At 64.6% G+C, this 23,513-nt stretch carries 24 protein-coding genes; 18 read left to right on the forward strand and 6 right to left on the reverse strand.

The window, feature by feature from the left end:
- Positions 1–318: 318 nt before the first annotated feature.
- Positions 319–1,167, forward strand: a complete 849-nt coding sequence (gene galU / locus OQE62_RS12850) for a UTP--glucose-1-phosphate uridylyltransferase GalU (RefSeq protein ID WP_265722445.1) — start codon at positions 319–321, stop codon at positions 1,165–1,167.
- Positions 1,168–2,532, forward strand: coding sequence for a phosphohexomutase domain-containing protein (locus OQE62_RS12855; protein ID WP_265722446.1), 1,365 nt, complete (start codon positions 1,168–1,170; stop codon positions 2,530–2,532).
- A gap of 127 nt (positions 2,533–2,659) precedes the next feature.
- On the opposite strand, the gene ispB is transcribed toward OQE62_RS12855, so the two are convergent.
- The gene (gene ispB / locus OQE62_RS12860; RefSeq protein WP_265722447.1) at positions 2,660–3,622 is read right to left on the reverse strand and encodes an octaprenyl diphosphate synthase; all 963 of its coding nucleotides are present in this window, start codon (positions 3,620–3,622) and stop codon (positions 2,660–2,662) included.
- Positions 3,623–3,897: 275 nt separating this feature from the next.
- Between ispB and rplU the strand changes: the two genes are divergently transcribed.
- The 8 genes from rplU to OQE62_RS12900 all read left to right on the forward strand — a co-directional run bounded on the left by rplU (position 3,898) and on the right by OQE62_RS12900 (position 9,858).
- Complete coding sequence (rplU, locus tag OQE62_RS12865) at positions 3,898–4,209, forward strand: 50S ribosomal protein L21 (RefSeq protein WP_265722448.1); 312 nt, start codon at positions 3,898–3,900, stop codon at positions 4,207–4,209.
- A gap of 18 nt (positions 4,210–4,227) precedes the next feature.
- Positions 4,228–4,485: a 50S ribosomal protein L27 gene (gene rpmA, locus OQE62_RS12870; protein WP_265722449.1), complete on the forward strand. Its 258-nt coding sequence runs from the start codon at positions 4,228–4,230 to the stop codon at positions 4,483–4,485.
- Between the two features lie 169 nt (positions 4,486–4,654).
- Positions 4,655–5,854 (forward strand): Obg family GTPase CgtA, encoded by a 1,200-nt coding sequence (gene cgtA / locus OQE62_RS12875; RefSeq protein WP_265722450.1) that lies wholly within the window; start codon positions 4,655–4,657, stop codon positions 5,852–5,854.
- Positions 5,855–5,906: 52 nt separating this feature from the next.
- Positions 5,907–7,040: a glutamate 5-kinase gene (gene proB / locus OQE62_RS12880; protein ID WP_265722451.1), complete on the forward strand. Its 1,134-nt coding sequence runs from the start codon at positions 5,907–5,909 to the stop codon at positions 7,038–7,040.
- Positions 7,041–7,086: 46 nt separating this feature from the next.
- Entirely contained in the window at positions 7,087–7,707 is a 621-nt protein-coding gene (locus OQE62_RS12885) for a hypothetical protein (protein ID WP_265722452.1), read from the forward strand.
- A 139-nt stretch (positions 7,708–7,846) separates the two neighbouring features.
- Positions 7,847–8,443: a DUF899 family protein gene (locus tag OQE62_RS12890; RefSeq protein WP_265722453.1), complete on the forward strand. Its 597-nt coding sequence runs from the start codon at positions 7,847–7,849 to the stop codon at positions 8,441–8,443.
- A gap of 17 nt (positions 8,444–8,460) precedes the next feature.
- Positions 8,461–9,081 (forward strand): Crp/Fnr family transcriptional regulator, encoded by a 621-nt coding sequence (locus OQE62_RS12895; RefSeq protein WP_265722454.1) that lies wholly within the window; start codon positions 8,461–8,463, stop codon positions 9,079–9,081.
- A 39-nt stretch (positions 9,082–9,120) separates the two neighbouring features.
- A complete protein-coding gene (locus OQE62_RS12900) occupies positions 9,121–9,858 on the forward strand; it encodes an SDR family oxidoreductase (protein ID WP_265722455.1) in 738 nt (245 codons plus the stop codon).
- A 66-nt stretch (positions 9,859–9,924) separates the two neighbouring features.
- Here OQE62_RS12900 and rpsT read toward each other — a convergent pair whose 3' ends face one another.
- From rpsT to OQE62_RS12925, 5 genes are all read right to left on the reverse strand, one after another.
- Positions 9,925–10,191, reverse strand: coding sequence for a 30S ribosomal protein S20 (rpsT, locus tag OQE62_RS12905; protein ID WP_265722456.1), 267 nt, complete (start codon positions 10,189–10,191; stop codon positions 9,925–9,927).
- Positions 10,192–10,427: 236 nt separating this feature from the next.
- Positions 10,428–12,485 (reverse strand): ATP-binding protein, encoded by a 2,058-nt coding sequence (locus OQE62_RS12910; protein WP_265722457.1) that lies wholly within the window; start codon positions 12,483–12,485, stop codon positions 10,428–10,430.
- 31 nt (positions 12,486–12,516) lie between these two features.
- Positions 12,517–13,206 (reverse strand): proteobacterial dedicated sortase system response regulator, encoded by a 690-nt coding sequence (gene pdsR / locus OQE62_RS12915; protein WP_265722458.1) that lies wholly within the window; start codon positions 13,204–13,206, stop codon positions 12,517–12,519.
- A 244-nt stretch (positions 13,207–13,450) separates the two neighbouring features.
- Complete coding sequence (locus OQE62_RS12920) at positions 13,451–14,146, reverse strand: OmpA family protein (protein WP_265722459.1); 696 nt, start codon at positions 14,144–14,146, stop codon at positions 13,451–13,453.
- A 172-nt stretch (positions 14,147–14,318) separates the two neighbouring features.
- Positions 14,319–14,459 carry a hypothetical protein gene (locus OQE62_RS12925; protein WP_265722460.1) on the reverse strand — a complete coding sequence of 47 codons (141 nt, stop codon included), beginning with the start codon at positions 14,457–14,459 and terminating at the stop codon, positions 14,319–14,321.
- A gap of 149 nt (positions 14,460–14,608) precedes the next feature.
- Here OQE62_RS12925 and murJ point away from each other — a divergent pair, with 149 nt between their 5' ends.
- From murJ to pilV, 8 genes are all read left to right on the forward strand, one after another.
- Positions 14,609–16,234: a murein biosynthesis integral membrane protein MurJ gene (murJ, locus tag OQE62_RS12930; protein ID WP_377558692.1), complete on the forward strand. Its 1,626-nt coding sequence runs from the start codon at positions 14,609–14,611 to the stop codon at positions 16,232–16,234.
- 289 nt (positions 16,235–16,523) lie between these two features.
- On the forward strand, positions 16,524–17,495 hold the full coding sequence (gene ribF, locus OQE62_RS12935) for a bifunctional riboflavin kinase/FAD synthetase (protein WP_265722461.1): 972 nt from the start codon (positions 16,524–16,526) through the stop codon (positions 17,493–17,495).
- Between the two features lie 57 nt (positions 17,496–17,552).
- Positions 17,553–20,357 (forward strand): isoleucine--tRNA ligase, encoded by a 2,805-nt coding sequence (gene ileS / locus OQE62_RS12940; protein ID WP_265722462.1) that lies wholly within the window; start codon positions 17,553–17,555, stop codon positions 20,355–20,357.
- Positions 20,350–20,907, forward strand: coding sequence for a signal peptidase II (gene lspA / locus OQE62_RS12945; protein ID WP_265722463.1), 558 nt, complete (start codon positions 20,350–20,352; stop codon positions 20,905–20,907). The genes ileS and lspA overlap by 8 nt, the downstream gene beginning before the upstream one ends.
- 5 nt (positions 20,908–20,912) lie before the next feature.
- Positions 20,913–21,353 (forward strand): FKBP-type peptidyl-prolyl cis-trans isomerase, encoded by a 441-nt coding sequence (gene fkpB, locus OQE62_RS12950; protein ID WP_265722464.1) that lies wholly within the window; start codon positions 20,913–20,915, stop codon positions 21,351–21,353.
- Positions 21,354–21,426: 73 nt separating this feature from the next.
- A complete protein-coding gene (gene ispH / locus OQE62_RS12955; protein WP_265722465.1) occupies positions 21,427–22,359 on the forward strand; it encodes a 4-hydroxy-3-methylbut-2-enyl diphosphate reductase in 933 nt (310 codons plus the stop codon).
- A gap of 146 nt (positions 22,360–22,505) precedes the next feature.
- On the forward strand, positions 22,506–23,033 hold the full coding sequence (locus OQE62_RS12960) for a GspH/FimT family pseudopilin (RefSeq protein ID WP_265722466.1): 528 nt from the start codon (positions 22,506–22,508) through the stop codon (positions 23,031–23,033).
- Positions 23,034–23,044: 11 nt separating this feature from the next.
- Complete coding sequence (gene pilV, locus OQE62_RS12965) at positions 23,045–23,512, forward strand: type IV pilus modification protein PilV (protein WP_265722467.1); 468 nt, start codon at positions 23,045–23,047, stop codon at positions 23,510–23,512.
- The last annotated feature ends 1 nt before the right edge of the window (position 23,513 follow it).

Consider the following 23,513-nt stretch of genomic DNA (forward strand, 5'->3'; position numbering starts at 1 on the left):
GCAAGAGCGGGCATTCTAAAGACTGAGGATAGCTTGTCCAGTCGGTCACTGTCCTTTTTGTGACCCGCAGTTGTTACTTTAGTCCCAACTGTGCCACGACCACCCGTCGCAGTGGAAGAGCCGGTTGGCACACGGGTTGCTGGTCCCTGTTTGCCCCTGCCCGGCGCGGCTTGCCGGCTGTTTTTGCGTGTAAGTGATAGCTGTAACCGATTTGTGATAAGTTGCCGCGTTAACCGCGGATACCGCGGTCCGGGTGCGATACCGTTTCCGGCCTAGCGCGGGGAGCGCTGCATTCAAACAAGATGAATTGGGGAAAAAATGCTTAGAAAATGTCTTTTCCCGGTTGCCGGTTATGGCACCCGGTTCCTGCCTGCCACCAAGGCCATGCCCAAAGAGATGCTGCCGCTGGTCAACAAGCCGCTGGTACAGTATGGCGTCGAGGAATCCATCGAGGCCGGCCTGGGCGAGATCGGTTTCGTGACCGGCCGCGGCAAGCGCGCCATCGAGGATCATTTCGATACCAATTTCGAGCTGGAGCACCAGATTTCCGGAACCGGTAAGGAAAAGTACCTGGACAGTGTGCGCAAGGTCATCGACGAGGCGAACTTCTCCTACACCCGGCAGGGGGAAATGCGCGGCCTGGGCGATGCCATCCTGCAGGGGCAGCGCCTGGTGGGCGACGAGCCCTTCGGCGTAGTGCTGGCGGATGACCTGTGCCTGAACGACGGCCTGGGCGTGCTGGGGCAGATGGTGCAGTTGTACAAACAGTTCCGCTGCAGCATCGTTGCGGTGGAGGAAGTGCCGCGGGAGCATATCCACAAGTTCGGGGTTATCGCCGGCAACGAGATCAAGCCGGGACTGCACCAGGTGACCGATATGGTGGAGAAGCCGGCCGCCGAGGACGCACCCAGCAATCTGGCGATCATCGGTCGCTATATCCTCACTCCGGACATTTTCGACCTGATCCGCGAAACCCCACCGGGCAAGAACGGCGAGGTGCAGATCACCGATGCCCTGCTGACCCAGGCCCAGCGCGGTTGTGTGCTGGCATACAACTTCAAGGGGCGCCGTTTCGACTGCGGTTCCGTCGACGGCTTTATCGAGGCCACCAATTTTGTCTACGAGAATGTCTACCTGCCGAAGCAGGCCGAACTGGAGAAGAAGTAAGTGACCGAGCTGACCTGTTTCAAGGCCTACGACCTGCGCGGCCGCGTGCCCGATGAGTTGAACACCGATGTCGCCTACCGGGTGGGGCGCGCCTTTGCGCAGTTTCTGGGAGCCCGGCGCGTGGTCGTGGGTCACGATATCCGCCTGACCAGCGGCGAGCTGACCGATGCCCTGGCCGAGGGGCTGCGCGATGCCGGTGCGGATGTATTCCATATCGGCGAGTGCGGCACCGAAGAGGTCTACTTTGCCACCTTCCATGGTCACTTCTCGGGAGAAAAGGCCGACGGCGGTATCTGCGTGACCGCCAGCCACAACCCGATGGATTACAACGGCATGAAGTTCGTGCGCTCCGGCAGCCGCCCGATCAGTGGCGATACCGGGCTCAGGGATATCAGGCGCCTGGCGGAGGACAACGACTTCGCCCCGGTTGAAAAGCGCGGCAAACTGCGGGACTACGCGCACCGCGAAGATTTCGTCAAACACCTGCTGGGCTATGTCGACACCGACAAACTGAAACCGCTGAAACTGGTGGTCAACGCCGGCAACGGCGGCGCCGGTGCCGTGGTGGATGCGCTGGCCCCGCAGCTGCCGTTCGAGTTTGTGCGCGTACACCACGAGGCGGACGGGAGCTTCCCCAATGGCATTCCCAATCCCATCCTGACGGAAAATCGCGAGTCCACTTCGAGGGCAGTAAAGGAAAGCGGTGCCGATTTCGGTATCGCCTGGGATGGCGATTTCGATCGCTGCTTCTTCTTCGATGAAAACGGTGATTTTATCGAGGGTTACTATGTGGTGGGGCTGCTGGCCGAGGCCTTCCTGCTCAAGCAGCCGGGCAGCAAGGTCGTGCACGATCCGCGCCTGGTGTGGAACACCCAGGATATCGTTCGCGCCAACGGCGGCGAGCCGATCGAGAGCAAGACCGGCCACGCGTTTATCAAGGAGCGCATGCGCAAGGAAAACGCCATCTACGGTGGCGAGATGAGTGCGCACCACTATTTCCGCGATTTCGCCTACTGCGACAGCGGTATGATTCCCTGGCTGCTGGTGGCGGAGCTGGTCAGCCGCAGCGGCAAGCCCCTGTCGCAACTGGTGAGCGAACGCATGGCCGCCTTCCCCTGTTCCGGCGAGATCAATTCCAAGGTGGAAGATCCGGCGGCGCTGCTGAAAAAAGCCGGGAAACGGTATGGGGCGGATGCAGAGAGCATCGAACACGTGGACGGTCTCAGCGTCGCCTTCGCGGACTGGCGCTTCAACCTGCGTATGTCCAACACCGAACCGGTGGTGCGTTTGAATGTCGAGTCCCGTGGGGACGAGGCGCTGATGCAGGAAAAGACCGGGGAATTATTGAAGCTGATTCGCGGCTGACGCCGCGCCCAGGGTATACCCGGTGCAGGGAAAGAATCCCGTGCTGGGGCCTGACACTTGCCTCTCTAACATAGCTCCCCTCTCCCATCGGGAGAGGGGTTGGGGGAGAGGGCGGTTACCGAAGCCCCTAAACCGTCCGCTCCACCGCAAAACTCGCCAGCTGTTGCAGTGCCGTTTTCTGATCACTGTCGGGCAGCAGGGCCAGCTGGTCCCTGGCGTTGTCCACCGCCGCCCGCGCCCGCTCCATGGTGTACTCCAGCGCTCCGCATTCCTCAATGGCCGTGACAATCTCTGTGAGCCTGTCGGCGCTGCGCTGCTCGATCGCCTCGCGCACCAGTGCCGCCTGGGTCCCGGAACCATTGGCCATGGTGTAAATCAGCGGCAGGGTGGGCTTGCCCTCGGCCAGGTCGTCGCCGACATTCTTGCCCAGCTCCTCGGCATTGCCGCGGTAGTCCAGGGCGTCGTCCACCAGTTGGAAGGCCAGTCCCAGGTGGCGGCCGTAGAGTTTGAGGGCGTTGCGCTGCCCGTCGGTACAGCCCGCCAGTACCGCCGCCGTCTCGCAGGCGGCCTCGAACAGGGCGCCGGTCTTCTTGTGGATCACCCTGAAGTAATTGTCCTCGCTCACTGCCGGGTCGCCGGCGTTGACCAGTTGCTGCACCTCGCCCTCGGCGATGGTGTTGGTGGTCTCGGACAGGATCGACATGATGTCCATATCCCGCAGGGCCACCATCATCTGGAAGGCGCGGGAGTAGAGGAAGTCTCCCACGAGCACCGCCGGCGCATTGCCCCACCTGGCGTTGGCGGTGATACGGCCGCGGCGCATGTCGGACGTGTCCACCACATCGTCGTGTAGCAGCGTGGCGGTGTGGATGAACTCGATGATCGCCGCCAGGTCGATATGATCGCGGCCGCAATAGCCCGCGGCGCGGGTACACAGCAGTACCAGCAGCGGCCGCAGGCGCTTGCCGCCCGCCTCGACCAGGTAGTGGCCGATATTCTCGACCAGGGGAACGTCCGAGTGCAGTTGGTCGATGATCCGCTGGTTGACTGCGGCGAAGTCGTCGGCCGCGACCCGGTGGAAAGGCAGCATTCGAGGGTTCCTTATACTACTTGCTGGGCGCCGCTCCGGCGATGTCGTCCGGGCGGCGAGGGTGTCATTGAGCGCTAAACAGTGCGCTATTGTATCAATCTCGCGAATTGATTAGAATCTGCGCCCCGCTTTGGCCGGCTCCCACGTGTGGGGATTGGTCGGGGGCGGATAGTTTTAACTACACGGCGCAAGCTCCCGAAATGCGGAGCAGTGACTGACCGGTACGCCGGCGTCCTCCCGCTGCTTCGTGTCGTCCATCCCGGAGCATAGAGAATATGTACGCTGTAATTGAGAGCGGTGGCAAGCAGCACCGCGTGGAAGAGGGCGAAGTACTTCGCCTGGAGAAGCTGGAAGTCGCCACCGGCGAATCCATCGATTTTGACAAGGTGCTGATGGTTGTCGACGGCGACAAGATTGACATCGGTGCCCCGGTCGTAGACGGCGCTAAAGTGACTGCCGAAGTGGTGAACCACGCGCGCGGCGATAAGGTGAAGATCATCAAATTCCGCCGCCGCAAGCACTCCATGACCCGTCAGGGCCACCGTCAGTGGTACACCGAAGTTAAAATCACTGGCATCAAGGCATAAGTAGAGGAGTAACGACTCATGGCACACAAGAAAGCTGGCGGTAGTACGCGCAATGGGCGCGATTCCGAGAGTAAACGCCTGGGCGTGAAGCGCTTTGGCGGCCAGTCTGCAGTGGCAGGCAACATCATCGTGCGTCAACGCGGCACCAAGTTCCACGCCGGCGTCAACGTTGGCATGGGCAAGGACCACACCCTGTTCGCCACCGCGGACGGCGTTGTGAAGTTCGAAGTGAAGGGCCCCCAGAGTCGCAAGTATGTTTCCATCGAAACTGCCTGAGCGGTTCTGAAGGTCAGTCCGAAAGCCCCGCCCAGTGCGGGGTTTTTTTGTATCGGGGCCCGGGAAAAGTGCACCGCTCAACCGGTTCGATAATTATCATTGTGGAGCGCAGCCCGCGATCCCCCGGGCCCAGCAGCCATCTGCAACCCGAAACCAAACTGGAATCACCATGAAATTCGTAGACGAAGCCCCCATCCACGTCCGGGCCGGCAAGGGCGGCAACGGCTGCCTGAGCTTCCGCCGGGAGAAGTTTGTCGAGAAGGGCGGCCCCGACGGCGGCGACGGCGGCGACGGCGGCTCCGTCTACCTGCAGGCCGACGAGTCCCTGAACACCCTGGTGGACTACCGCTACCAGCCCCGCTACCGCGCCGAGAGCGGTGAGCAGGGGCGCGGCCGCAACTGCACCGGTGCCAAGGGCGAGGACCTGGTGCTGAAAGTGCCGGTGGGCACCACCGCAATCGATGTGGATACCGGCGAGACCCTCGGCGATATGACTGAGGCCGGCCAGCGCCTGTTGGTGGCTCAGGGTGGCTGGCACGGCCTCGGCAATACCCGCTTCAAGTCCAGCACCAACCGCGCGCCGCGCCAGACCACCAACGGCACCGAGGGCGAGGAGCGCAGTCTCAAACTGGAGCTCAAGGTGCTGGCAGACGTGGGCATGCTGGGCCTGCCCAATGCCGGCAAGTCCACCTTTATCCGCGCCGTGTCCGCCGCCAGGCCCAAGGTCGCCAACTACCCGTTTACCACCCTGGTGCCGAACCTGGGGGTGGTGCAGGTGCAGAAACACCGCAGCTTCGTGATCGCCGATATTCCCGGTCTGATCGAGGGTGCCGCCGAGGGCGCGGGCCTGGGTATCCGCTTCCTCAAGCACCTGACCCGCTGCCGCGTGCTGTTGCACCTGGTGGACCTGGCGCCCTTCGACGGCACCGAGGCGGTGGAGAACGCCCGCGCCATCGAGCGCGAACTGGCGGACTTCAGTCCCACCCTGGCCGGGCGCGAGCGCTGGCTGGTGCTGAACAAGACCGACCTGGTGCCGGCGGAAGAGCTGGAGGAACGATGCAGCGCCGTCGTCGAGGCGCTGGACTGGCAGGGGCCGGTGTTCCGCGTCGCCGCCATCCGCGGCCAGGGCACCGATGTGCTCGCCGGGCGCCTGATGGACTATCTCGAAGAGCGCCGGGGGGAAGAGGCCGCGAACCCGGAACTGGCCGAGGCGGAGCTGGAGGATCAGCGGCGGATGCAGCGCGAGGCGCGCGAGCGCATCCAGGAACTGCGCGATGTCCAGCGCGGCAAAAAGCGGGCCGCGCACGATGACGATGATGACGACTGGGACGACGATGACTACGACGTCGAGGTAGAATACCGCCACTGATTCATCATGCTCCCCTCTCCGCTTGCGGGGGAGGGGCTGGGGGAAGGGGAAAATGGACTCCGCATCGTCTCGCCAGCAGCTTGCCACCGCCAGACGCTGGGTCATCAAAATCGGCAGCGCCCTGCTGACCGACAACGGGCGCGGGGTCAACCGCGCCGCGATTTTCAACTGGGTGGAGCAGATCGCCGCGCTGCGCGATCGGGGTGTCGAGGTGATCCTGGTCTCCTCCGGCGCCGTCGCCGCCGGTATGGACCGCCTCGGCTGGCGCCGTCGCCCGGAATCCGTACACCAGTTGCAGGCCGCCGCCGCCATAGGCCAGAGTCACCTGGTGCAGGTCTACGAGCACGCCTTCGGCCAGTTCGATTGCCGCACCGCGCAGATCCTGCTCGATCACGACGACCTCTCCAACCGCACTCGCTACCTGAACGCCCGCAGCACCCTGCGCACGCTGCTGTCCCTCGGCGCCCTGCCGATCGTCAACGAAAACGACACCGTGGTCACCGACGAGATCCGCTTCGGTGACAACGACACCCTGGCGGCACTGGTGGCGAACCTGGTGGAGGCGGACGCACTGCTGATCCTCACCGATGCCGACGGCCTCTTCACCCGGGATCCCCGCGACAATCCCGACGCAGAGCTGGTGGGCGAGGCCTCGGCCATCGACCCGTCGCTGATGGCCATGGCCGGCGGCTCCCGCAGCGGCCTCGGCCGCGGCGGCATGAGTACCAAGGTGCGCGCGGCGCAACTGGCGGCCCGCTCCGGTGCCTGCACGGCGATCGCCGGCGGTGCGCGGGAGGACGTTATCGAGCGCATCTGCGCCGGCGAGCCGCTGGGCACGCTGCTGCTGCCGGAGGCGGACCCGCTGACCGCGCGCAAGCGCTGGCTGGCGGGCCAGTTACAGCTGCGCGGTCGCCTGACACTGGACGCCGGCGCCGAGCGGGCGCTGCGGGAACAGGGCAAGAGCTTGCTGGCGGTCGGTGTGACAGCGGTCGACGGTCGCTTCCGTCGCGGCGACCTGGTGTCCTGCTGCAATGCCGAAGGCGGGGAGATCGCCCGCGGCCTGGCCAATTACGACTGTGGCGAGACCGCGAGAATTCTCGGCTGCTCCTCCGAGCGTTTTGCAGAGCTGCTGGGCTACCGCGACGACGACGAGCTGATTCACCGCGACAACCTGATTCTGCTTTAGGGGCTGGGCGTCTCCTGGCGAATACGATGGCGATACGGAGGGGAATATGAGCCTGGATTTTTTCAGGGGGGAATGGCGAAGGCTGTTGGTGGACACCCTGGTGGTGTTGATCGGTGTGCTGGCGGCGCTGGTGCTGAACAATGTCCGCGAGGACATCATGGCGAAGCAGGCCGCGCGGGGCGCCACGGCGCGTCTGGTGCAGGAGGTGGCGGATAACGCAGAAGCGCTGCGCGATACCCGCGAGGTGACGCAGCGGCGGTTATTGGCTCTGCGTGAACTGCGCGAAGAGCTGCCGGCCGATAAGAGTCTGAGAGAGCTGGTGGATCGCTTCCACGGCTACTGGGTGGTCGAGTTGAATGCGTCGTCCTGGGAGTACCTGTCCCGCAGTGCCCTGGCGGATTCGGTAGACCCGGATCTGCTGCAGCAGGCCTTCGCGCTGTACAAGGTCAACAGGCGCTTCGACCAGTTGAACGGCCAGATTCAGAATTTTGTCTACTCGGAAACCTTTGTCTCGCCGGACGCAGCGGCAACCGCATTGAACATTTCCGAGGCGATCATGACGCAGCAACTGCGATGGTCGAGGGAATTGTTGCCGCAGTACGAAGAGTTTCTCGACCACTACGCCGAAGAGGGGCCCGGGGGGCAGAAAAAGGTCGCCCTGAAATAACTCTTGGCGCGGGCGTTTTGTAGAGGGAGAGTCACCGGTTGCAGCCCGCACCAAATATTGGCGCTGGAAAACCCTGCCTGCCGTCGGTTGTGGGTTAGCCTCTTGTCTCATCGGCCAGGGACTGTGCGAGGGATGTGCAATGGATGAAATACAGCAGACAGAGCGGCAGATTACCGAGCTGATCGGGAAGCTGAATGCGCTGCGCAAAAAGCACTGCGGCAAGGCGGTGCACAACTATCTCTTCAGTACCCTGGATGGCGAGGTCCCGATGCTGGACCTGTTCGCCGACCACAAGCGGCTTCTGCTGATCCACAACATGGGCCGGGGCTGTCGCTACTGCACCCTGTGGGCCGATGGTTTCAATGGCCTGCTGCCGCACCTCGAATCGGCGATGTCCGTGGTGCTGGTGTCGAAAGATGCCCCGGATGTGCAGCGCCAGTTTGCCAACAGCCGCGGCTGGCGCTTCCGTCTCGCCTCCCACGGCGGCGGCGACTATATCCGTGAGCAGTCCGTGGTACCGGGGGAGGGCAATACGCCCGGTGCGGTGGTCTACGAGCGCGAAGGGGATACCATTTTCCGCAAGAACGGCTGCGTTTTCGGGCCCGGGGATATTTACTGCGCCATGTGGAGTCTGCTGGGGCTGGCGGGGCTCGGGGAGGAGGACTGGACACCGCAGTTCAGCTATGGGCAGAGCCCGCAGAAACTCGGCGACGGTGACGCCGGCCCGGCCGATTGAACGCGGGGATATTGTCGATGACGGATTCCGCCGTACAACAGGAGCGGTTGCGCATGCTCCTGAGCCGGATAGTGACGATCCCGGATCCGGCCTGGGAAGCGGCGCGCCCTCTTTTTGTGTCGCGCCCGTTCGGCGCGGCGGCACATCTCGTGGAGGCGGGTGTGTCGACGGAGACCCTGTTTTTCCTGACCGAAGGCCTGGTCCGTTTCTATTACCTGGATGCGCAGGGGCGCGAATACAACAAGAGCTTTGCTGGCGAGGGGCTGGTGGTGACCAGCGTCTCCTCCCTGGTAACCGGAACGCCGTCGCCATTTTTCATCCAGGCGCTGTTGCCTGTGCGGTCGCTGGCGATGGGATACCGGGATTATCTCGGACTGGCGGAGTCTTTTCCCGCGTGGCGGCAGTTGCAGTTGCGCCTGCTGGAGCAACTGGTGATCAAGAAGGAGCGCCGCGAGGCGGACTTCCTGCGCTTGCCCGCCGCGGAGCGCTACCGGCAGTTCCTGCGCGAGCATGCCGCCATCGCCGACGCCATTCCCAACTACCATATCGCCTCCTACCTCGGCATTACCGAAGTGGCCCTGTCGCGTATTCGCAGGCGTCTGAAATTAACCGGGGTTAATGACCCGGTAGTGGGCTGAGCCGAAGCTGCATCTCTTTATCAGCAGGGAGATGCGCGAATGAATCTGAGAGGCAATACCATCCTGGTCACCGGCGGCAGCGAGGGGGTCGGTTTCGCGCTGGCCCGCGCGCTGGTGGACCATAACCGGGTGATCGTCTGCGGGCGCAGTGAAGAGAAACTGCGCCGGGCCCAATCGGAGGTGCCGGAGCTGCATACCCGGGTCTGCGATATTACCGATGCTAACCAGCGGGGAGAGCTGCTCTCCGCCATCGAGCACGACTTTCCGGAGCTCAATATCCTGATCAACAACGCCGGCGGCGGACATCCGGTCGATCCACTGGATCCCGCCGCTGCAGAAATCGCACTGCACGCCGATATGGCCCTGAATTTTACCGCACCGGCCGAGCTGGCCACCCGGCTGTTGCCGCGACTGCGCGCCCGGCCCCGCGCGGCGATCGTCAACATCACCACCGGCCTGGTGTACCTGCCCAAGGCGGAGCTGGCATTTTACTGTGCGGCCAAGGCGGCGCTGCACTCCTACAGCCGCAGCCTGCGCTGGGCGCTGCGAGGAGCGTCGGTCGAGGTGTACGAGGTGTTGCTGCCGCTGGTGGATACCAATTTCCACCGCGGCAGGCTGCCGCAGAATATCCCCGCGATCAGCGCCGAGCGGGCGGCGCGGCTGGCCCTGAAGGGCATGCTGCGCGGCGCGCCGGAACTGCGCCCCGGGAAATCGGCGCTGGCGCGCTGGCTGGATTTCCTGGCACCCCGCCGCGGCCTGGCGGCGGTGAATGGCTGAGGGGCGGGCACAAAAAAGCCCCGCATCTGGCGGGGCTTTCGCAGGCGTCTTTTGAGTTGTCGACGCTCAGGCAGCCAGTGCCTTGACCTGTGAGTTCAGGCGGCTCTTGTGACGGGCGGCCTTATTCTTGTGAATAATGCCCTTGTCCGCCATACGGTCGATGACCGGAACGGCTGCTGCGTAGGCTGTCTTGGCTTTTTCCGCGTCACCTGCATCGATGGCCGCAACTACCTTCTTGATGTAGGTACGCACCATGGAGCGCAGGCTGGCGTTGTGGATACGGCGCTTGTCGTTCTGGCGCGCGCGCTTCTTCGCTTGAGGTGTGTTGGCCACCGGTTGCTCCTGTAGGAATCTCAGTAAATCTGTAACTAACGGGCCGGGGCCCGATCGGGACGCGACATTATCGCCACGATTGGTTGTTTGTCAACCGCGGGGAGCGTCCGGCCCCGGCTCGGCTTACGGGTCGCGGGACCGCCTGTCGCCGGAAGTTGCCCCTCTCCCTCCGGGAGAGGGTTGGGGAGAGGGGAGTTGTGTAGCCCGCATTGGGGAGGGATATTCCACCGGAAGAATCAGTGCAGCGGCAGCTCCAGGGTGAAAATGACCCCGCTGCCATCCTCCCGGTTGGCGGCGCTCAGCCGCCCCCGGTGGAAATCGGCGATCAAGCGGGCGATATGCAGCCCCAGGCCCAGGTGGCCGGCCTTGCCGCCGTCGTCCCGTACCGACACCAGTGAGTCAAAAAGCTTGTGGACATAGCCTTCCGGCAGTGGCGGTCCGTCGTTCTCGACCGATATCCGGTAGCGCTTACCCTCCGAAGCCACTGCCAGCCGTATCTCGCTGCCGGCCGGCGCAAAGCTGCAGGCGTTGTCCACCAGCTTGTCCAGCAGTTGCGCCAGCAGTTCCGGCGCGCCGTGGAGCGGCAGTTCGCCGCCGGGCTTGTCCAGCGCGAAGTGGTGCTGCGGCTGGGCGTCGCCATAGCTCTGTACCAGTACCTGCAGCAGGTCCGCCAGATCGAAATCTTCCTTTTCCGCCCGCTGGATGCTGGCCTCCAGGTGGCTGGCGGCAGACAGGCTGTTGAGGATGCCGGACAATCGCGCGGCGCCGTCCGTGGCCCGCGCCAGGTAGCGGTCATTCTGCTCGTTCAGGTCACCGGCGCCGGGGGTGTCCAGAGCACCCGCGGCGAGATTGTCCAGAGAGGAGCGCACTACTGCCAGCGGTGTGCGCAGCTCGTGGGACAGCTTGCCGGCGAGGGTGCGCAGGTACTGGTGGTACTGGTCCAGCTCCATCAGCAGGCTGGCGAAGGCGCGGTTCAGGGCGCCCAGCTCGTCGTTGCTGCGCGAGCGGGGAAAGCCGCCGCGCAGCTTGCCGCTGGCATCCACCGCGTTGCGCGCGGCGCGGTGCAGGCGGCGGATGCGCCAGGACAGCCAGCTGGCATAGCCGAGCAACAGCAGCAGGGCCACGCCGGCGGCGGCGCAACTGGTCAGCCACAGGCGGTGGGCGGCGGATTGGGTCAGGGATTGCAGGGCCTCGCCGGACTGCAGTGCGATGACGCGGCCCAGCAGTGGACGCTCGACGATTTCGTCGGCGCGGGTGATCACCGGTACGCTGACGGCGCCCACGCGGCGCGCCAGCGGGGTGCGGAACCACTGTTCAACGGGGGCGCGGTCGGCGACCGGCATCTCCGGCAGCCCCCGCTCCGGCATCGGTGGCAGCGCCTGCCGTTCCAGCAGCCGGCGGTAGATCCAGTTGCGCAGCCAGGGCTCCTCCCCGGACTCCGCGGCCGGCTCGACGTCTATACGGCCGCTGCTGGCGATGGGGAAGCCCTCCTTGTCCACGACGGCCAGGCGCAGGTGCGGTCGCGCGAAGTGGTCCAGTTCCGCCTGCAGTGCCTCCAGCGGCTGCACCAGTTTGCCCGGTTGGCCGTCCAGGGGCAGGGTGCCGGCGCTGCGGGCCGGCTCTCCGCCATCGCTGAAGTGCCGGTCGAGCACTGTCAGCGAGAGTTCGCCGCCGGTCAGGCTGTAGGGCAGCGCCAGTTCCAACTGGTAGCCGTCCGGCGAGGTGGTCCAGCGGCCGCGCAGGCGCAGCTCGCGTTGGTAGTCGCCGCTGCGGGCGTTGTACCAGTGGGCGCGGGCGGCGCCCTGGCTGGCTACCGGCAGGGTGTAGTGCCGATTGCCGGTGTAGAGCTCGACGGTGTCGCCGCTGGCCAGCAGGCCGGTGCGCGGATCCCGGTAGGCGGGCGTGTCATCGGCCACGGTCAGCAACAGGTAGACCCGCTGCCCGCGGCGGCCCAGTGTGACCTGCCCCAACTGTTGGCCGCTGTCGTCCGCGAGCGGTCGCGGTTTCAGCTCCCAGCTGCGCCATTCGTCGCCGTAGCCGTCCAGCATCGGCGCCCGGGGCAGGGGGTTGAGATACAGCTGGGCGCCGTCGGGGCGGCCGAGTCGCTCGGGATCCGGGGCTATCAGTTCCGGCGCGCTGGCCAGCCGCGCGGCCACGGCGCTGGCAGTGGCCTCCAGGGCCTGCATCTGCCCCTGCGCCAGGGCCCCGTCCACCTGCCGCAGGTACTGGCAGCCGGCCCAGGGCAGGGCCAGGGCGACGAGGCTGACGAGGAGGAGTTGGCGGCGGAGGTTCATGGGGAATTTCGGGACCCGGGTCCCGTCCGAATTAAACCTGCCACCGGTACCCCATCCCGTAGGCCGTGCCTATCGCATTGAACTCCCCGTCCAGCGCCTGGAACTTGCGCCGGATGCGCTTTACGTGGGAGGTGATGGTGTTGTCGTCCAGTACCACGCGAGCCGCCTCCATGAGCTGGCTGCGGGATTTCACGTGGCCGGGGCGTTTTGCCAGGGCGTGCACTATCCAGAACTCGGTCACCGTCAGGTCGACGTGTAGGTTGCGCCAGTGGCAGTGCAGGCGGGAGATATCCAGTTCCAGGTCGCCCTGGGTCAGGGTTTCCGATTCCGCGCTCTGGTCCCTGAGCACGCTGACGCGGCGCAGCAACGCGTTGATGCGCGCCTGCATGTGCGGCAGGGAAATATCCTTGGTCAGGTAGTCGTCGGCGCCCAGGCGCAGGCCGGAGATGATGTCCAGTTCCGAGTCGCGGGCGGTCAGGAACAGGATCGGCAGGCTCGGGGCCATGGCGCGCAGCTCTCGGCACAGTTCGAAACCGCCCTCCACCTCGGCGCCCAGGCCCACGTCGATCACCGCCAGGTCCGGCAGCCGCTGCTGGAAAGCCTCCAGGGCCTCGGGGCGGGCGCTGTACAGGTTGACCGTGTAGCCGCTGCGGCGCAGGGCGTCGCGGTAGTTTTCGGCGATGGCGACTTCGTCTTCGACGATGGCGATGGTGGCTGACATGGCGCAATCCGAATGATTTTTATACGAGTGTCCCGGCGCTGAATCATGCCTCAATTGGGCGGATAAAACCAAAAAAAGCGGGCATTGGCAGGGCCCGCCAAGTACATCAAGTACAACAGGGTTGGCACAGGAGGGTATTGGGTGGTGGGATTTGCAGTCCTATGCGGTGAATTCCGGGGCCCCGAAGGGCGGGCCTGTGGCCCGCAAGCGGAGCTGGAGCTCCGCGCTCCCGACGGGGTCCCGGCTAGAAAGTACCGGCCACGGATTCGGACAGGTTGAAGTGGATGTCCACCCGGCGCTCCATGGCGTAGGCGTCCACATCGCCGCGGGGGGCGTTGGACTGGCTGGCGCCCAGGGCGCGGCGGCTGATGCGGGAGGCGTCGACGCCGTGGGTCTCCAGGGCGCGCTGCACGCTCAGGGCGCGCTGGTCGGACAGCACATTGTTGTAGCCGTCGCTGCCGCGGGGATCGGCACGGCCCTCGAGCTGGATCTGCAGTTGCGGGTGGCGGTTGAGGAAGTCGGCCAGCGCGGCCACCTGGCGCAGTTGGCCCTCCTGCAACTGGTCGTCGCCGGTGGTGAACAGCAGCTGGAATTGCAGTGAATCGGCGGCCAGTTCGTTGGCGTCGTTGGCGGACAGGCGCGCGTCGTCCAGTTGGCGGGCCAGGTTGCTGAGTTCGGTGCGGCTGTCGGTCAGTTGTGATGCCAGCATATCTGCCTCTTCTGCTTCTTCAATCTGCTCGCCCAGCCAGGCTCCGCCGAGGGCACCGGCGATGAATCCGACCGGGCCACCCACTGCGGCACCCGCTACAGCGGCGCCGGTGAATACAGTGGCCTGCTTGGCCGGAGTCAGTTTCGATCCGCGAAACTCGTTTTGTTCGTCGGCCTGAGCGCCGCTTGCGATCAGGGAGCCCAGAGTTACAGCCATCAGTACTTTTTTCACAGTCCTTCTCCTTGCGGTTTTGTCTCTCGGTTCGGGCCTGTTCCGTTTCGGCGTTTCCGGCCCGGTCGAGAGTCATTTAACAACCGCAAGGGGGCACTGGCGTGGCGCCAGTGGGGCAGATTGCAGCGCAATTGTGGCGAAATATGGCAACTGCGCCGCAGTGCTCACTCGATTACCGGTGGCGCCGGCGGTAGCGGCGGTCGCGCGGGGCATCTATCCGCACCCGCACGCGTTGCGGGCGGGGGCCGAGCGCTACCGCGGCGTACAGCAGGATTGCCAGTGCCAGTGCGATAATCAGTGCGTTGATGGTCATCCGTCATCTCCTTACGCCGTCAGTCCTTTGCGGCGCGCCACTTGCTCACTTTGAGTATAGTTTCCGGCACCCGTGCCGGTAGGTCGATTGCTGCCGTGGGGGCGGCGAAGTGCGATAGACTTGCCAGCCATTCAACTGCGAATCACCGTTTGGGAGTCACCGTTTTGCCGCCATCGCCCGCCAGTCAGGAAACCCCCCGGGAAAAATCCGGTGCCGCCGGTCTGCTGCGCGGCAGCTCTGTGGTCGGCGGCGCCACCATGCTCTCCCGGGTCATGGGGCTGGCCCGGGATATGGTTTTAGCCCGTTTTGCCGGTGCCGGCGATGCCGCCGACGCCTTTTTTGTGGCCTTCAAGATTCCCAATTTTTTCCGCCGCCTGTTCGCCGAGGGCGCCTTCGCCCAGGCGTTCGTGCCGGTGCTGGCGGAGTATCGGCAGGAGGGCGGTATCGCCGCCGCGCGGGCGCTGAACGATCGCGTCGCCGGGGCCCTGGGCGGCACCCTGCTGCTGGTGACCCTGCTGGGCGTGCTCTGCGCACCGCTGGTGGCGGGAATTTTTGCATTCGGCTGGTGGTGGGATGGCAGCGAGCGGGAGAAGTTCGATCTGGCGACGGAGATGCTGCGGATCACTTTCCCCTACCTGATGCTGATTTCCCTCACCGGTTTTGCCGGCGCGATGCTGAACAGTTTCGATCGCTTTGCGGTACCGGCGCTGACACCGGTGCTGCTGAACCTGATGCTGATCGCGGCGGCGACCACCGCCACCGGCTGGTTCGAGCCGCCGATCATGGGGCTGGCCTGGGGCGTCCTGGCCGCCGGTGTGGTGCAGTTGCTGTTCCAGATCCCCTTCCTGATGCGCCGGGGGTTGTTGCCGCGGCCGCGCTGGGACTGGAACTACCCGGGGGTGCGCAAGATTCTGCGGTTGATGGCGCCGGCCATTTTTGGCGTCTCGGTCACCCAGATCAGCCTGGTGCTGGATACGGTGCTGGCCTCTTTCCTGCCCAGCGGCAGCGTGTCCTGGCTGTATTTCTCCGACCGGCTGACCGAGTTGCCGCTGGGGGTGTTCGGCGTGGCGGTGGGCACGGTGATCCTGCCGAACCTGTCGCGCCAGCACGCCGGCGGCGATCCGCGCCGCTTCCGCCACACGCTGGACTGGGCGCTGCGCAGTGTCACGCTGATATCCCTGCCGGCGGCGGTGGCGCTGCTGGTGCTGGCGGAGCCGCTGCTGACCACGCTGTTCCAGTACGGCCGCATGGAGCCGCGGGATATGGAAATGGCGGCCTGGTCGCTGCGCGCCTACTCCCTGGGGCTGCTGGCCTTCATGCTGATCAAGGTGCTGGCGCCGGGCTATTTCGCCCGCCAGGACACCTATACGCCGGTGCGTTTCGGCCTGATCGCCATCGGTGCCAAGATGGTGTTGAGCCTGGCCTTCGTGATTCCGCTGCACCACTACTTCCGGCTCGGCCATATGGGCCTGGCGCTGGCCACCGCCTGCCAGGCGGCCATCAATGCCTGGCTGCTGTATCGCGGCCTGCGCCGCGACGATGTCTACAAACCCGAGGCGGGCTGGGGCGCCTACCTGCTGCGACTGCTGGCGGCGAATGCGACCATGGTGGCGCTGCTGTTCGGGGCCCTGTACCTGTGGCCGGAGTGGAGCGACTGGTCCTGGTGGCAGCGCGCCTGGCGTATGGGGGCGATGGTGGCCGGTGGCGGCGGCGCCTACGGCCTGGTGTTGCTGGCCTCGGGCCTGCGGCCACGCCATTTCCGTGCGACTTCGTGAACCGGGGATTGAGTCGTAAGCTAGATCGGGGCGGTCCTGCTGCCGGGGGCTGTTTGCGGGACACGCCGTAAATACATCCCTGGCAGTTTTTTGCTCCTGCAAAAACTGCACTTCCGCCATCCGTGGCGGTCGTAGTTTGTCGGCGAGGTCCCTCTCGCCGACAGTCCCGCAAACAGCCCCCGGCAGCAGGACCTTCGCGTCGGACTTTGTTGATCTTTCCGAGCACTGACCACTACCCTCGAATCCGCTATACTGCGCCGCTCGATTTTGTGAGGATGGGAAGACCGCATTGGCCCCTGAACGCGAACTGATCCGCGGGTTGCACAACCTGCGTCCCCGCCACCGCGACTGCGTGGCCACCATCGGCTCGTTCGACGGTGTCCATCTCGGGCACCGGGCGATCATTGCACAGCTGAAGCAGCGGGCCGACGAGCACGGGGTGCCGTCGGTAGCGATCATCTTCGAGCCCCAGCCCCACGAGTTCTTTTCCGGCGAAAGGGCACCGGCGCGGCTGATGCGTTTCAAGGAGAAGGTGCTGTCGCTGTTCGAGGCCGGCGTGGATCGGGTACTGTGCCTGCAGTTCAACGAGAGGCTGCGCGGCCTGAGCGCCGAGGCGTTTATCCGCACGGTGCTGGTGGACGGCCTGGATATCCGCCATCTGGTGGTGGGGGACGACTTCCGTTTCGGCTGCGATCGCAGTGGCGGATACCGCCTGCTGCAGAGGGTCGGTGCCGATACCGGCTTTACCGTCGAGGATACGGCCACGGTGGAGATTCGCGGCGAGCGGGTCAGCAGCACGCGCATCCGCGCCGCGCTGGAGGCGGGCGATTTCGAGCTGGCGGAGGCGCTGCTGGGCAAACCCTACCGCATTACCGGCCGGGTGGCGCCGGGCCGCGCGCTGGGTCGCCAGCTGGGTGCGCCCACGGCCAATGTGCGCCTGCACCGCTACCGCTCGCCGCTGGTGGGCGTCTATACCGTGCGCACCCGCGCCACCGATGGCAGCGATATGGCGCCCGGACGCCAGGTGGTCGACGGCGTTGCCAATGTGGGTTTCCGTCCCACGGTGGAAGGCGAGGGCGCGCAACCGCTGCTGGAGGTGAATCTGTTCGATTTCAGTGGCGATCTCTACGGCCGCGAGCTGGCGGTGGAGTTCTGTCACAAGTTGCGCGACGAAGAGAAGTTCGATTCGCTGGAAATCCTGAAAGCGCGGATCGCGCAGGATATCGAGGACGCCAAGGCCTGGTTCGCGCAGAACCCGTAGTGTCGGGCCGACACCGACCCGGAACTTTTACAGACGTTTGATGCAAGCAGACATTCAATGACCGATTACAAAGCGACGCTCAACCTGCCCCATACCGATTTCCCCATGCGCGGCAACCTGCCGCAGCGGGAACCCAAGATGCTGCAGCAGTGGCAGCGGGGCAGGCTCTACGAAAAGATCCGCGCGGCCCGCGCCGGGCGCGAGCAGTTTATCCTGCACGACGGCCCGCCCTACGCCAACGGCGATATCCATATCGGTCACTCGGTCAACAAGATCCTCAAGGACATCATCGTCAAGTCGAAGACCCTGAGCGGTTTCGACGCGCCCTACGTGCCCGGCTGGGACTGCCACGGCCTGCCCATCGAGCACCGGGTGGAGAAGAAAATCGGCAAGGCCGGCGCCAAGGTGGACCACGGGACCTTCCGCCAGAAGTGTCGCGAGTACGCCGCGAAACAGGTGGAAGGGCAGAAGAAAGACTTTATCCGCCAGGGCATCTTCGGCGAGTGGGACAATCCCTACCGCACCATGGACTTCCAGTTCGAGGGCGACATAGTGCGCGCCCTGGGCCGCATCGTGCAAAACGGCCACCTGGCGCGCGGATTCAAGCCGGTCTACTGGAGCGTGGTGGGCGGCTCGGCGCTGGCCGAGGCGGAAGTGGAATATCGGGACAAGACCTCGTTTTCCATCGATGTACGCTACCCGGTCACCGAGGAGACGGCGCTGGCAATCGCCGACGCCGCCGGCGGCCACGCCGGTGACGGCCCGCTGTCGGTGGTGATCTGGACCACCACACCCTGGACACTGCCGTCCTCCCAGGCGGTTTCCGTCAACGGGGAGCTGGAATACGTGGTGGTGCAGACGGGCGACAGCCGCATCCTGGTGGCGGAAGACCTGAAAGACACGGTACTGGAGCGCGCGGGACTCGAAGGAGAAGTGGTGGGCCGTATCCGCGGTGCGGCGCTAGAGCACCTGAAGATCCGCCATCCCTTCTACGACAAGGAACTGCCGATCGTACTCGGCGACCATGTCACCACCGACGCGGGTACCGGCTGCGTCCACACGGCGCCGGACCACGGCCCGGACGACTTCCTGGTGGGCCAGCGCTACGGTATCGAGACGCTCAATTACCTCGACGACAACGGCGTCTTCCGCGACAGCGTGCCGCTGTTCGCCGGCGAGCACGTCTACAAGGTGGACGACAGGATTGTCGAGGTGCTGGAAGAGAAGGGCGTACTGCTGCACAAGGACAAGCTGGAACACAGCTATCCCCACTGCTGGCGCACCAAGACGCCGCTGATCTACCGCGCCACGCCGCAGTGGTTTATCAGCATGCAGCAGAACGACCTGCTGGATCACGCGCAGAAGGCCGCGGATAAAGTGCGGTGGATCCCCGGCTGGGGCAAGGCGCGTATCGACGCCATGCTGGATGCCAGCCCGGACTGGTGTATCTCCCGCCAGCGCACCTGGGGCGTGCCCATCGCGCTGTTCGTGCACAAGGAAACCCACGAGATCCACCCGGATACCCCGGAACTGATGGAGAAAGTGGCGGAAAAAATCGATGCCGAGGGCATGGATGTCTGGTTCGACCTGGACCCGCGCGAACTGCTGGGCAGCGATGCCGATCACTACCAGAAGGTCACCGACACCCTGGATGTCTGGTTCGATTCCGGCGTCACCCACTTCGCCGTGCTGGAGCGCCGCGAGGACTTGCGCTCGCCGGCGGACCTGTACCTGGAAGGCTCCGACCAGCACCGCGGCTGGTTCCAGTCCTCGCTGAAGACCTCCATCGCCATCAACGAGCGCGCGCCCTATAGACAGGTGCTGACCCACGGTTTCACCGTGGATGCTCAGGGGCGCAAGATGTCCAAATCCATCGGCAACACCGTCGCGCCCCAGGACGTCATCAACAAGCTGGGAGCCGACGTGTTGCGTTTGTGGGTGGCGGCTACCGACTTCAGCGGCGAAATGGCCGTCTCCGACGAAATCCTCAAGCGCACCGCGGATTCCTACCGCCGCCTGCGCAATACCGCGCGCTTCTTCCTCTCCAACCTGGCCGGTTTCGATCCCGCCAGAGATCTGCTGCCGGAGAGCGAACTGTTGGCGCTGGACCGCTGGGCGCTGGACAGGGCGTCGCGGCTGCAGGACGAAATCATCGAAGCTTACGACAACTACCAGTTCCACCAGATCTACCAGAAGCTGCACAACTTCTGCGTGGTGGAAATGGGCGGTTTCTACCTGGATATCATCAAGGACCGCCAGTACACCACCAAGGGTGACAGCGTCCCGCGCCGCTCGGCACAGACGGCGCTCTACCATATCGTGCAGGCGTTCGCGCGCTGGATCGCGCCCATCCTCAGCTTTACCGCCGAGGAGGTCTGGCAGCAGCTTCCCGGAGAGAAAGCCGAGAGCGTCTTCCTGGCCGAGTGGTACGCGCTGCCGAAGCTGCCCGCCGGCACCGACAAGGGTGCGGATTACTGGGCGGCCATCGCCGATGTGAAAACCGCCGTGAACAAGGTGCTGGAGGAACAGCGCGGCGCCGGCAATATCGGCGGCTCCCTGCAGGCGGCGGTCACCCTCTACGCGGACGACGACCTGCGCGAGAAACTGTCGGAGCTGCAGGACGAGCTGCGTTTCGTGCTGATCTGCTCCTCCACCTCGGTGCAGCGCCTCAGCGACGCCGCCGGCGCCCACGCCACCGAGCTCGAGGGCCTGAAAGTGGACGTGCGCAAGGTGGATCACCCCAAGTGCGCGCGCTGCTGGCACTACCGCGAAGATGTGGGTGCCGATCCCGAACACCCGGAGATTTGTTCCCGCTGCGTGGAGAATATTTCCGGTGCAGGCGAGGAGCGGCACTATGCGTAATAATGGTGGGCTCAGTCGCGGATTGAAATTGTTCGCCCACCCCTGGCGCTGGTACCTGCTGGCGCTGGTGATGATCGGCCTGGATATCGCCACCAAGGTGTGGGCGGTGGAACAGTTCCGCTACGGGCCGCCGCTGCAGATTATTCCCGGGCTGTTGCAGTTCACCTATGCAGAGAACTACGGTGCCGCCTTCAGCTTTCTCGCCGATGCCGGCGGCTGGCAGCGCTGGTTCTTCGGCGCCGTGGCGCTGGGCTTCAGTGTCATGATCAGCATCTGGCTGTGGCGCCTGCCGGCGAACAGGCGCTGGGAGCCGCTGGCGTTGGCGCTGATCCTGAGCGGTGCGCTGGGCAACCTCTGGGACCGCATGGTGCTCGGCTATGTGCGGGATTTTATTTCCGTCTACTACGGAAGCTGGAGCTTTCCGGTTTTCAATGTGGCGGATATGGCGATCAGCGTCGGCGCCGCCATGCTGGTAATTGAACTGCTGTTCTTTTCCGACAGGGACAGCGCCGGGGACAAGTCGCCCCGGGAAAAAGACGCGGAAGTTTAGAGAATATGGCCAACAATGTGATCGGCGAACACAGCCGCGTAACCCTGCATTTCAGCCTGCAACTGGACGACGGCACCGAGGTGGATTCCACTTTCGAGGGCGATCCGGCCACGTTCAGTGTCGGCGACGGCAGCTTGCTGCCCGGTTTCGAAAAGGCGCTGTTCGGGCTCGCGGCCGGCGACGAGGCAGAGATCGAGATTCAGCCCGAGGCCGGCTTCGGCCAGCGCAACCCGGAAAATATCCAGAAGGTGCGCCGCGACCACTTCTCCCCGGATATCGAGCTGGAGCCGGGTCTGGTAGTCTCGTTCGACAACGGCGGCGGCGAGTTGCCGGGCGTGGTGCGCGACATCGGCGAGGATGAGGTCACCGTCGACTTCAACCACCCGCTGGCCGGCCAGACATTGAATTTCCGCGTAAAGATTATCTCCGTTGACTCCATCCAGTAGGTGCCGGGACCGCGGAGCCTCTTATTGGCGCTGAAGGCTCCAGCTCCGCTTCAAAGAGAGCAGTGAACTGACTATGCAAATCCGACTCGCCAACCCCCGCGGCTTCTGCGCCGGCGTCGACCGCGCGATCGATATCGTCAATCGTGCCCTGGACGTGTTCGGTGCACCCATCTACGTGCGCCACGAAGTGGTACACAACAAGTTCGTGGTCGACAGCCTGCGCGAGCGCGGTGCCGTGTTCGTGGACGAACTCAGCGAGGTGCCGGACGACGTGATCGTCATCTTCAGCGCCCACGGCGTCTCCAGGGCGGTACAGCGGGAGGCCGCCGACCGCAGCCTGCAGGTCTTCGATGCCACCTGCCCGCTGGTGACCAAAGTGCATATGGAAGTGAGCAAGTTCAGCACCGACGGCAGCGAGTGCATCCTGATCGGCCACCAGGGACACCCGGAGGTGGAAGGCACCATGGGCCAGTACGACACCGCCAACGGCGGCGCCATCTATCTGGTCGAGAACGAACAGGATGTGGCCGACCTGCAGGTGAAAAACGAGAAGGACCTGACCTTCGTGACCCAGACCACCCTCTCGATGGACGACACCGCCAGGGTCATCGACGCCCTGCGCGCCCGCTTCCCCCATATCCGCGGCCCGCGCAAGGACGATATCTGCTACGCGACCCAGAACCGCCAGGATGCGGTCAAGCAGCTGGCTCTGGAGTGCGACATGGTCCTGGTGGTGGGTAGCCCCAACAGCTCCAACTCCAACCGCCTGCGCGAACTGGCCGAACGCTGCGGCGCCGCCGCCAGGCTGATCGACGGCGCCGACGATATCGATCCCGCCTGGCTGGCAGGCAGCCGCACCATCGGCATCACCGCCGGCGCCTCCGCGCCCGAGGTGCTGGTGCGCGAGGTGATCGAGCGGCTGCAGGGGCTGGGAGCCGAGTTGCCGCAGGAGATGGTGGGGCGGGAAGAGAATATCAGTTTTTCCCTGCCCAGGGAGTTGCGCTGACTCCCGCTTCCCGGGGGCGCGGCGCTCCGCCTGTCGCTCACGCCGCGCCACTCGTCGCCTGCCCCCCTGAACCCTGCCTCCCGTCACTTACATCCCCGCCGCAGATTGATATAAGTGTGCCAGCTCGAATCCCATAAGGATAAGTAATGAATACCTCCATCCGGTCTGGTGGCTTCACGCTCGTGGAGTTGATGGTTGTGGTGGCGATAACGGCCATCGTCGCCTCCATCGCCGTGCCGTCGTTCAATACCATGATCAAGAACAACCGGCTGACGGCCGCGGTGAACGATCTTTCCGGGGCGTTGAACTATGCCCGCTCCGAAGCGGTCCGCCGCGGGCGCGCGGTACAGGTGGACGCCCTTTCCGGCGACCTATCCAACGGCCTGCGAGTCTGGTTCGACGCCGATGGCGACGGCAACTTTGACGATGACGATTCCGAAGAGCTGCGTCTGGTGCGCCTGTCTTCTTCCGCCGATTTCGATGTCGAGGGCGATGTGGACGGCTCGACGAAAACCGATATCAGCCTGAGCTACAGCGCGCGCGGGTCCGTCGGCGGCGGTGGCAACCAGTTCAAGCTGACACTCTGTGACGACCGCAACGGCGATTACGGCAAGGAACTCAGCCTGCTCGCTACGGGTGTCCTGCGGCTCACTTCCAGTGTCACCTGCAGTTAGGGGAGGATTCCATGAAGAAGCAGTCGGGCGCGACAATGATCGAGGTGCTGGTCACCATCCTGATCCTGGCGGTGGGGCTGTTGGGGCTCTCCTCCACCCAGATGATGAGCCTGAAGAACGGCAACAATTCCCATCACCGCTACCTGGCGGCGCTGGCGTCGCAGGAGATGGCCGAGCGCATGCGGGCCAACCCGGACGGCGTTTCCCTGGGGAGCTACGACGATAAGGAAGTGGATGGCTCTGAAGCCGCCCAGGACTGCAGCACCGGCTGTACATCGCGTCAGCTCGCCGCCATGGATCTGTATGACTGGGGTCAGGTGATTGAAACCAACCTCCCATCGGGTAACGGAAAAATCGTACGCAACGGCGATATCGTCACCTTTACCGTGAGCTGGGAGGAACAGCATACCGGCGAGGACCGCGCTACCACCGACGGTGGCCTGGACGATTCGAGCTTCGAATTGGTGGTGGAACTATGAA

The organism is Microbulbifer halophilus (assembly GCF_026183675.1).
Classification (GTDB): Bacteria; Pseudomonadota; Gammaproteobacteria; order Pseudomonadales; family Cellvibrionaceae; genus Microbulbifer; species Microbulbifer halophilus.

What these genes read in the sequence shown, in the direction of transcription:
- galU (WP_265722445.1), top strand. Translation starts at nt 319, where the DNA reads ATGCTTAGAAAATGTCTTTTCCCGGTTGCCGGTTATGGCACCCGGTTC.
- lspA (WP_265722463.1), top strand. Translation starts at nt 20,350, where the DNA reads ATGCGTAATAATGGTGGGCTCAGTCGCGGATTGAAATTGTTCGCCCAC.
- cgtA (WP_265722450.1), top strand. Translation starts at nt 4,655, where the DNA reads ATGAAATTCGTAGACGAAGCCCCCATCCACGTCCGGGCCGGCAAGGGC.
- OQE62_RS12960 (WP_265722466.1), top strand. Translation starts at nt 22,506, where the DNA reads ATGAATACCTCCATCCGGTCTGGTGGCTTCACGCTCGTGGAGTTGATG.
- OQE62_RS12925 (WP_265722460.1), bottom strand. Translation starts at nt 14,459, where the DNA reads ATGACCATCAACGCACTGATTATCGCACTGGCACTGGCAATCCTGCTG.
- proB (WP_265722451.1), top strand. Translation starts at nt 5,907, where the DNA reads ATGGACTCCGCATCGTCTCGCCAGCAGCTTGCCACCGCCAGACGCTGG.
- pilV (WP_265722467.1), top strand. Translation starts at nt 23,045, where the DNA reads ATGAAGAAGCAGTCGGGCGCGACAATGATCGAGGTGCTGGTCACCATC.
- rplU (WP_265722448.1), top strand. Translation starts at nt 3,898, where the DNA reads ATGTACGCTGTAATTGAGAGCGGTGGCAAGCAGCACCGCGTGGAAGAG.
- OQE62_RS12885 (WP_265722452.1), top strand. Translation starts at nt 7,087, where the DNA reads ATGAGCCTGGATTTTTTCAGGGGGGAATGGCGAAGGCTGTTGGTGGAC.
- rpmA (WP_265722449.1), top strand. Translation starts at nt 4,228, where the DNA reads ATGGCACACAAGAAAGCTGGCGGTAGTACGCGCAATGGGCGCGATTCC.
- ileS (WP_265722462.1), top strand. Translation starts at nt 17,553, where the DNA reads ATGACCGATTACAAAGCGACGCTCAACCTGCCCCATACCGATTTCCCC.
- OQE62_RS12900 (WP_265722455.1), top strand. Translation starts at nt 9,121, where the DNA reads ATGAATCTGAGAGGCAATACCATCCTGGTCACCGGCGGCAGCGAGGGG.
- pdsR (WP_265722458.1), bottom strand. Translation starts at nt 13,206, where the DNA reads ATGTCAGCCACCATCGCCATCGTCGAAGACGAAGTCGCCATCGCCGAA.
- OQE62_RS12890 (WP_265722453.1), top strand. Translation starts at nt 7,847, where the DNA reads ATGGATGAAATACAGCAGACAGAGCGGCAGATTACCGAGCTGATCGGG.
- OQE62_RS12910 (WP_265722457.1), bottom strand. Translation starts at nt 12,485, where the DNA reads ATGAACCTCCGCCGCCAACTCCTCCTCGTCAGCCTCGTCGCCCTGGCC.
- ispB (WP_265722447.1), bottom strand. Translation starts at nt 3,622, where the DNA reads ATGCTGCCTTTCCACCGGGTCGCGGCCGACGACTTCGCCGCAGTCAAC.
- fkpB (WP_265722464.1), top strand. Translation starts at nt 20,913, where the DNA reads ATGGCCAACAATGTGATCGGCGAACACAGCCGCGTAACCCTGCATTTC.
- ispH (WP_265722465.1), top strand. Translation starts at nt 21,427, where the DNA reads ATGCAAATCCGACTCGCCAACCCCCGCGGCTTCTGCGCCGGCGTCGAC.
- OQE62_RS12895 (WP_265722454.1), top strand. Translation starts at nt 8,461, where the DNA reads ATGACGGATTCCGCCGTACAACAGGAGCGGTTGCGCATGCTCCTGAGC.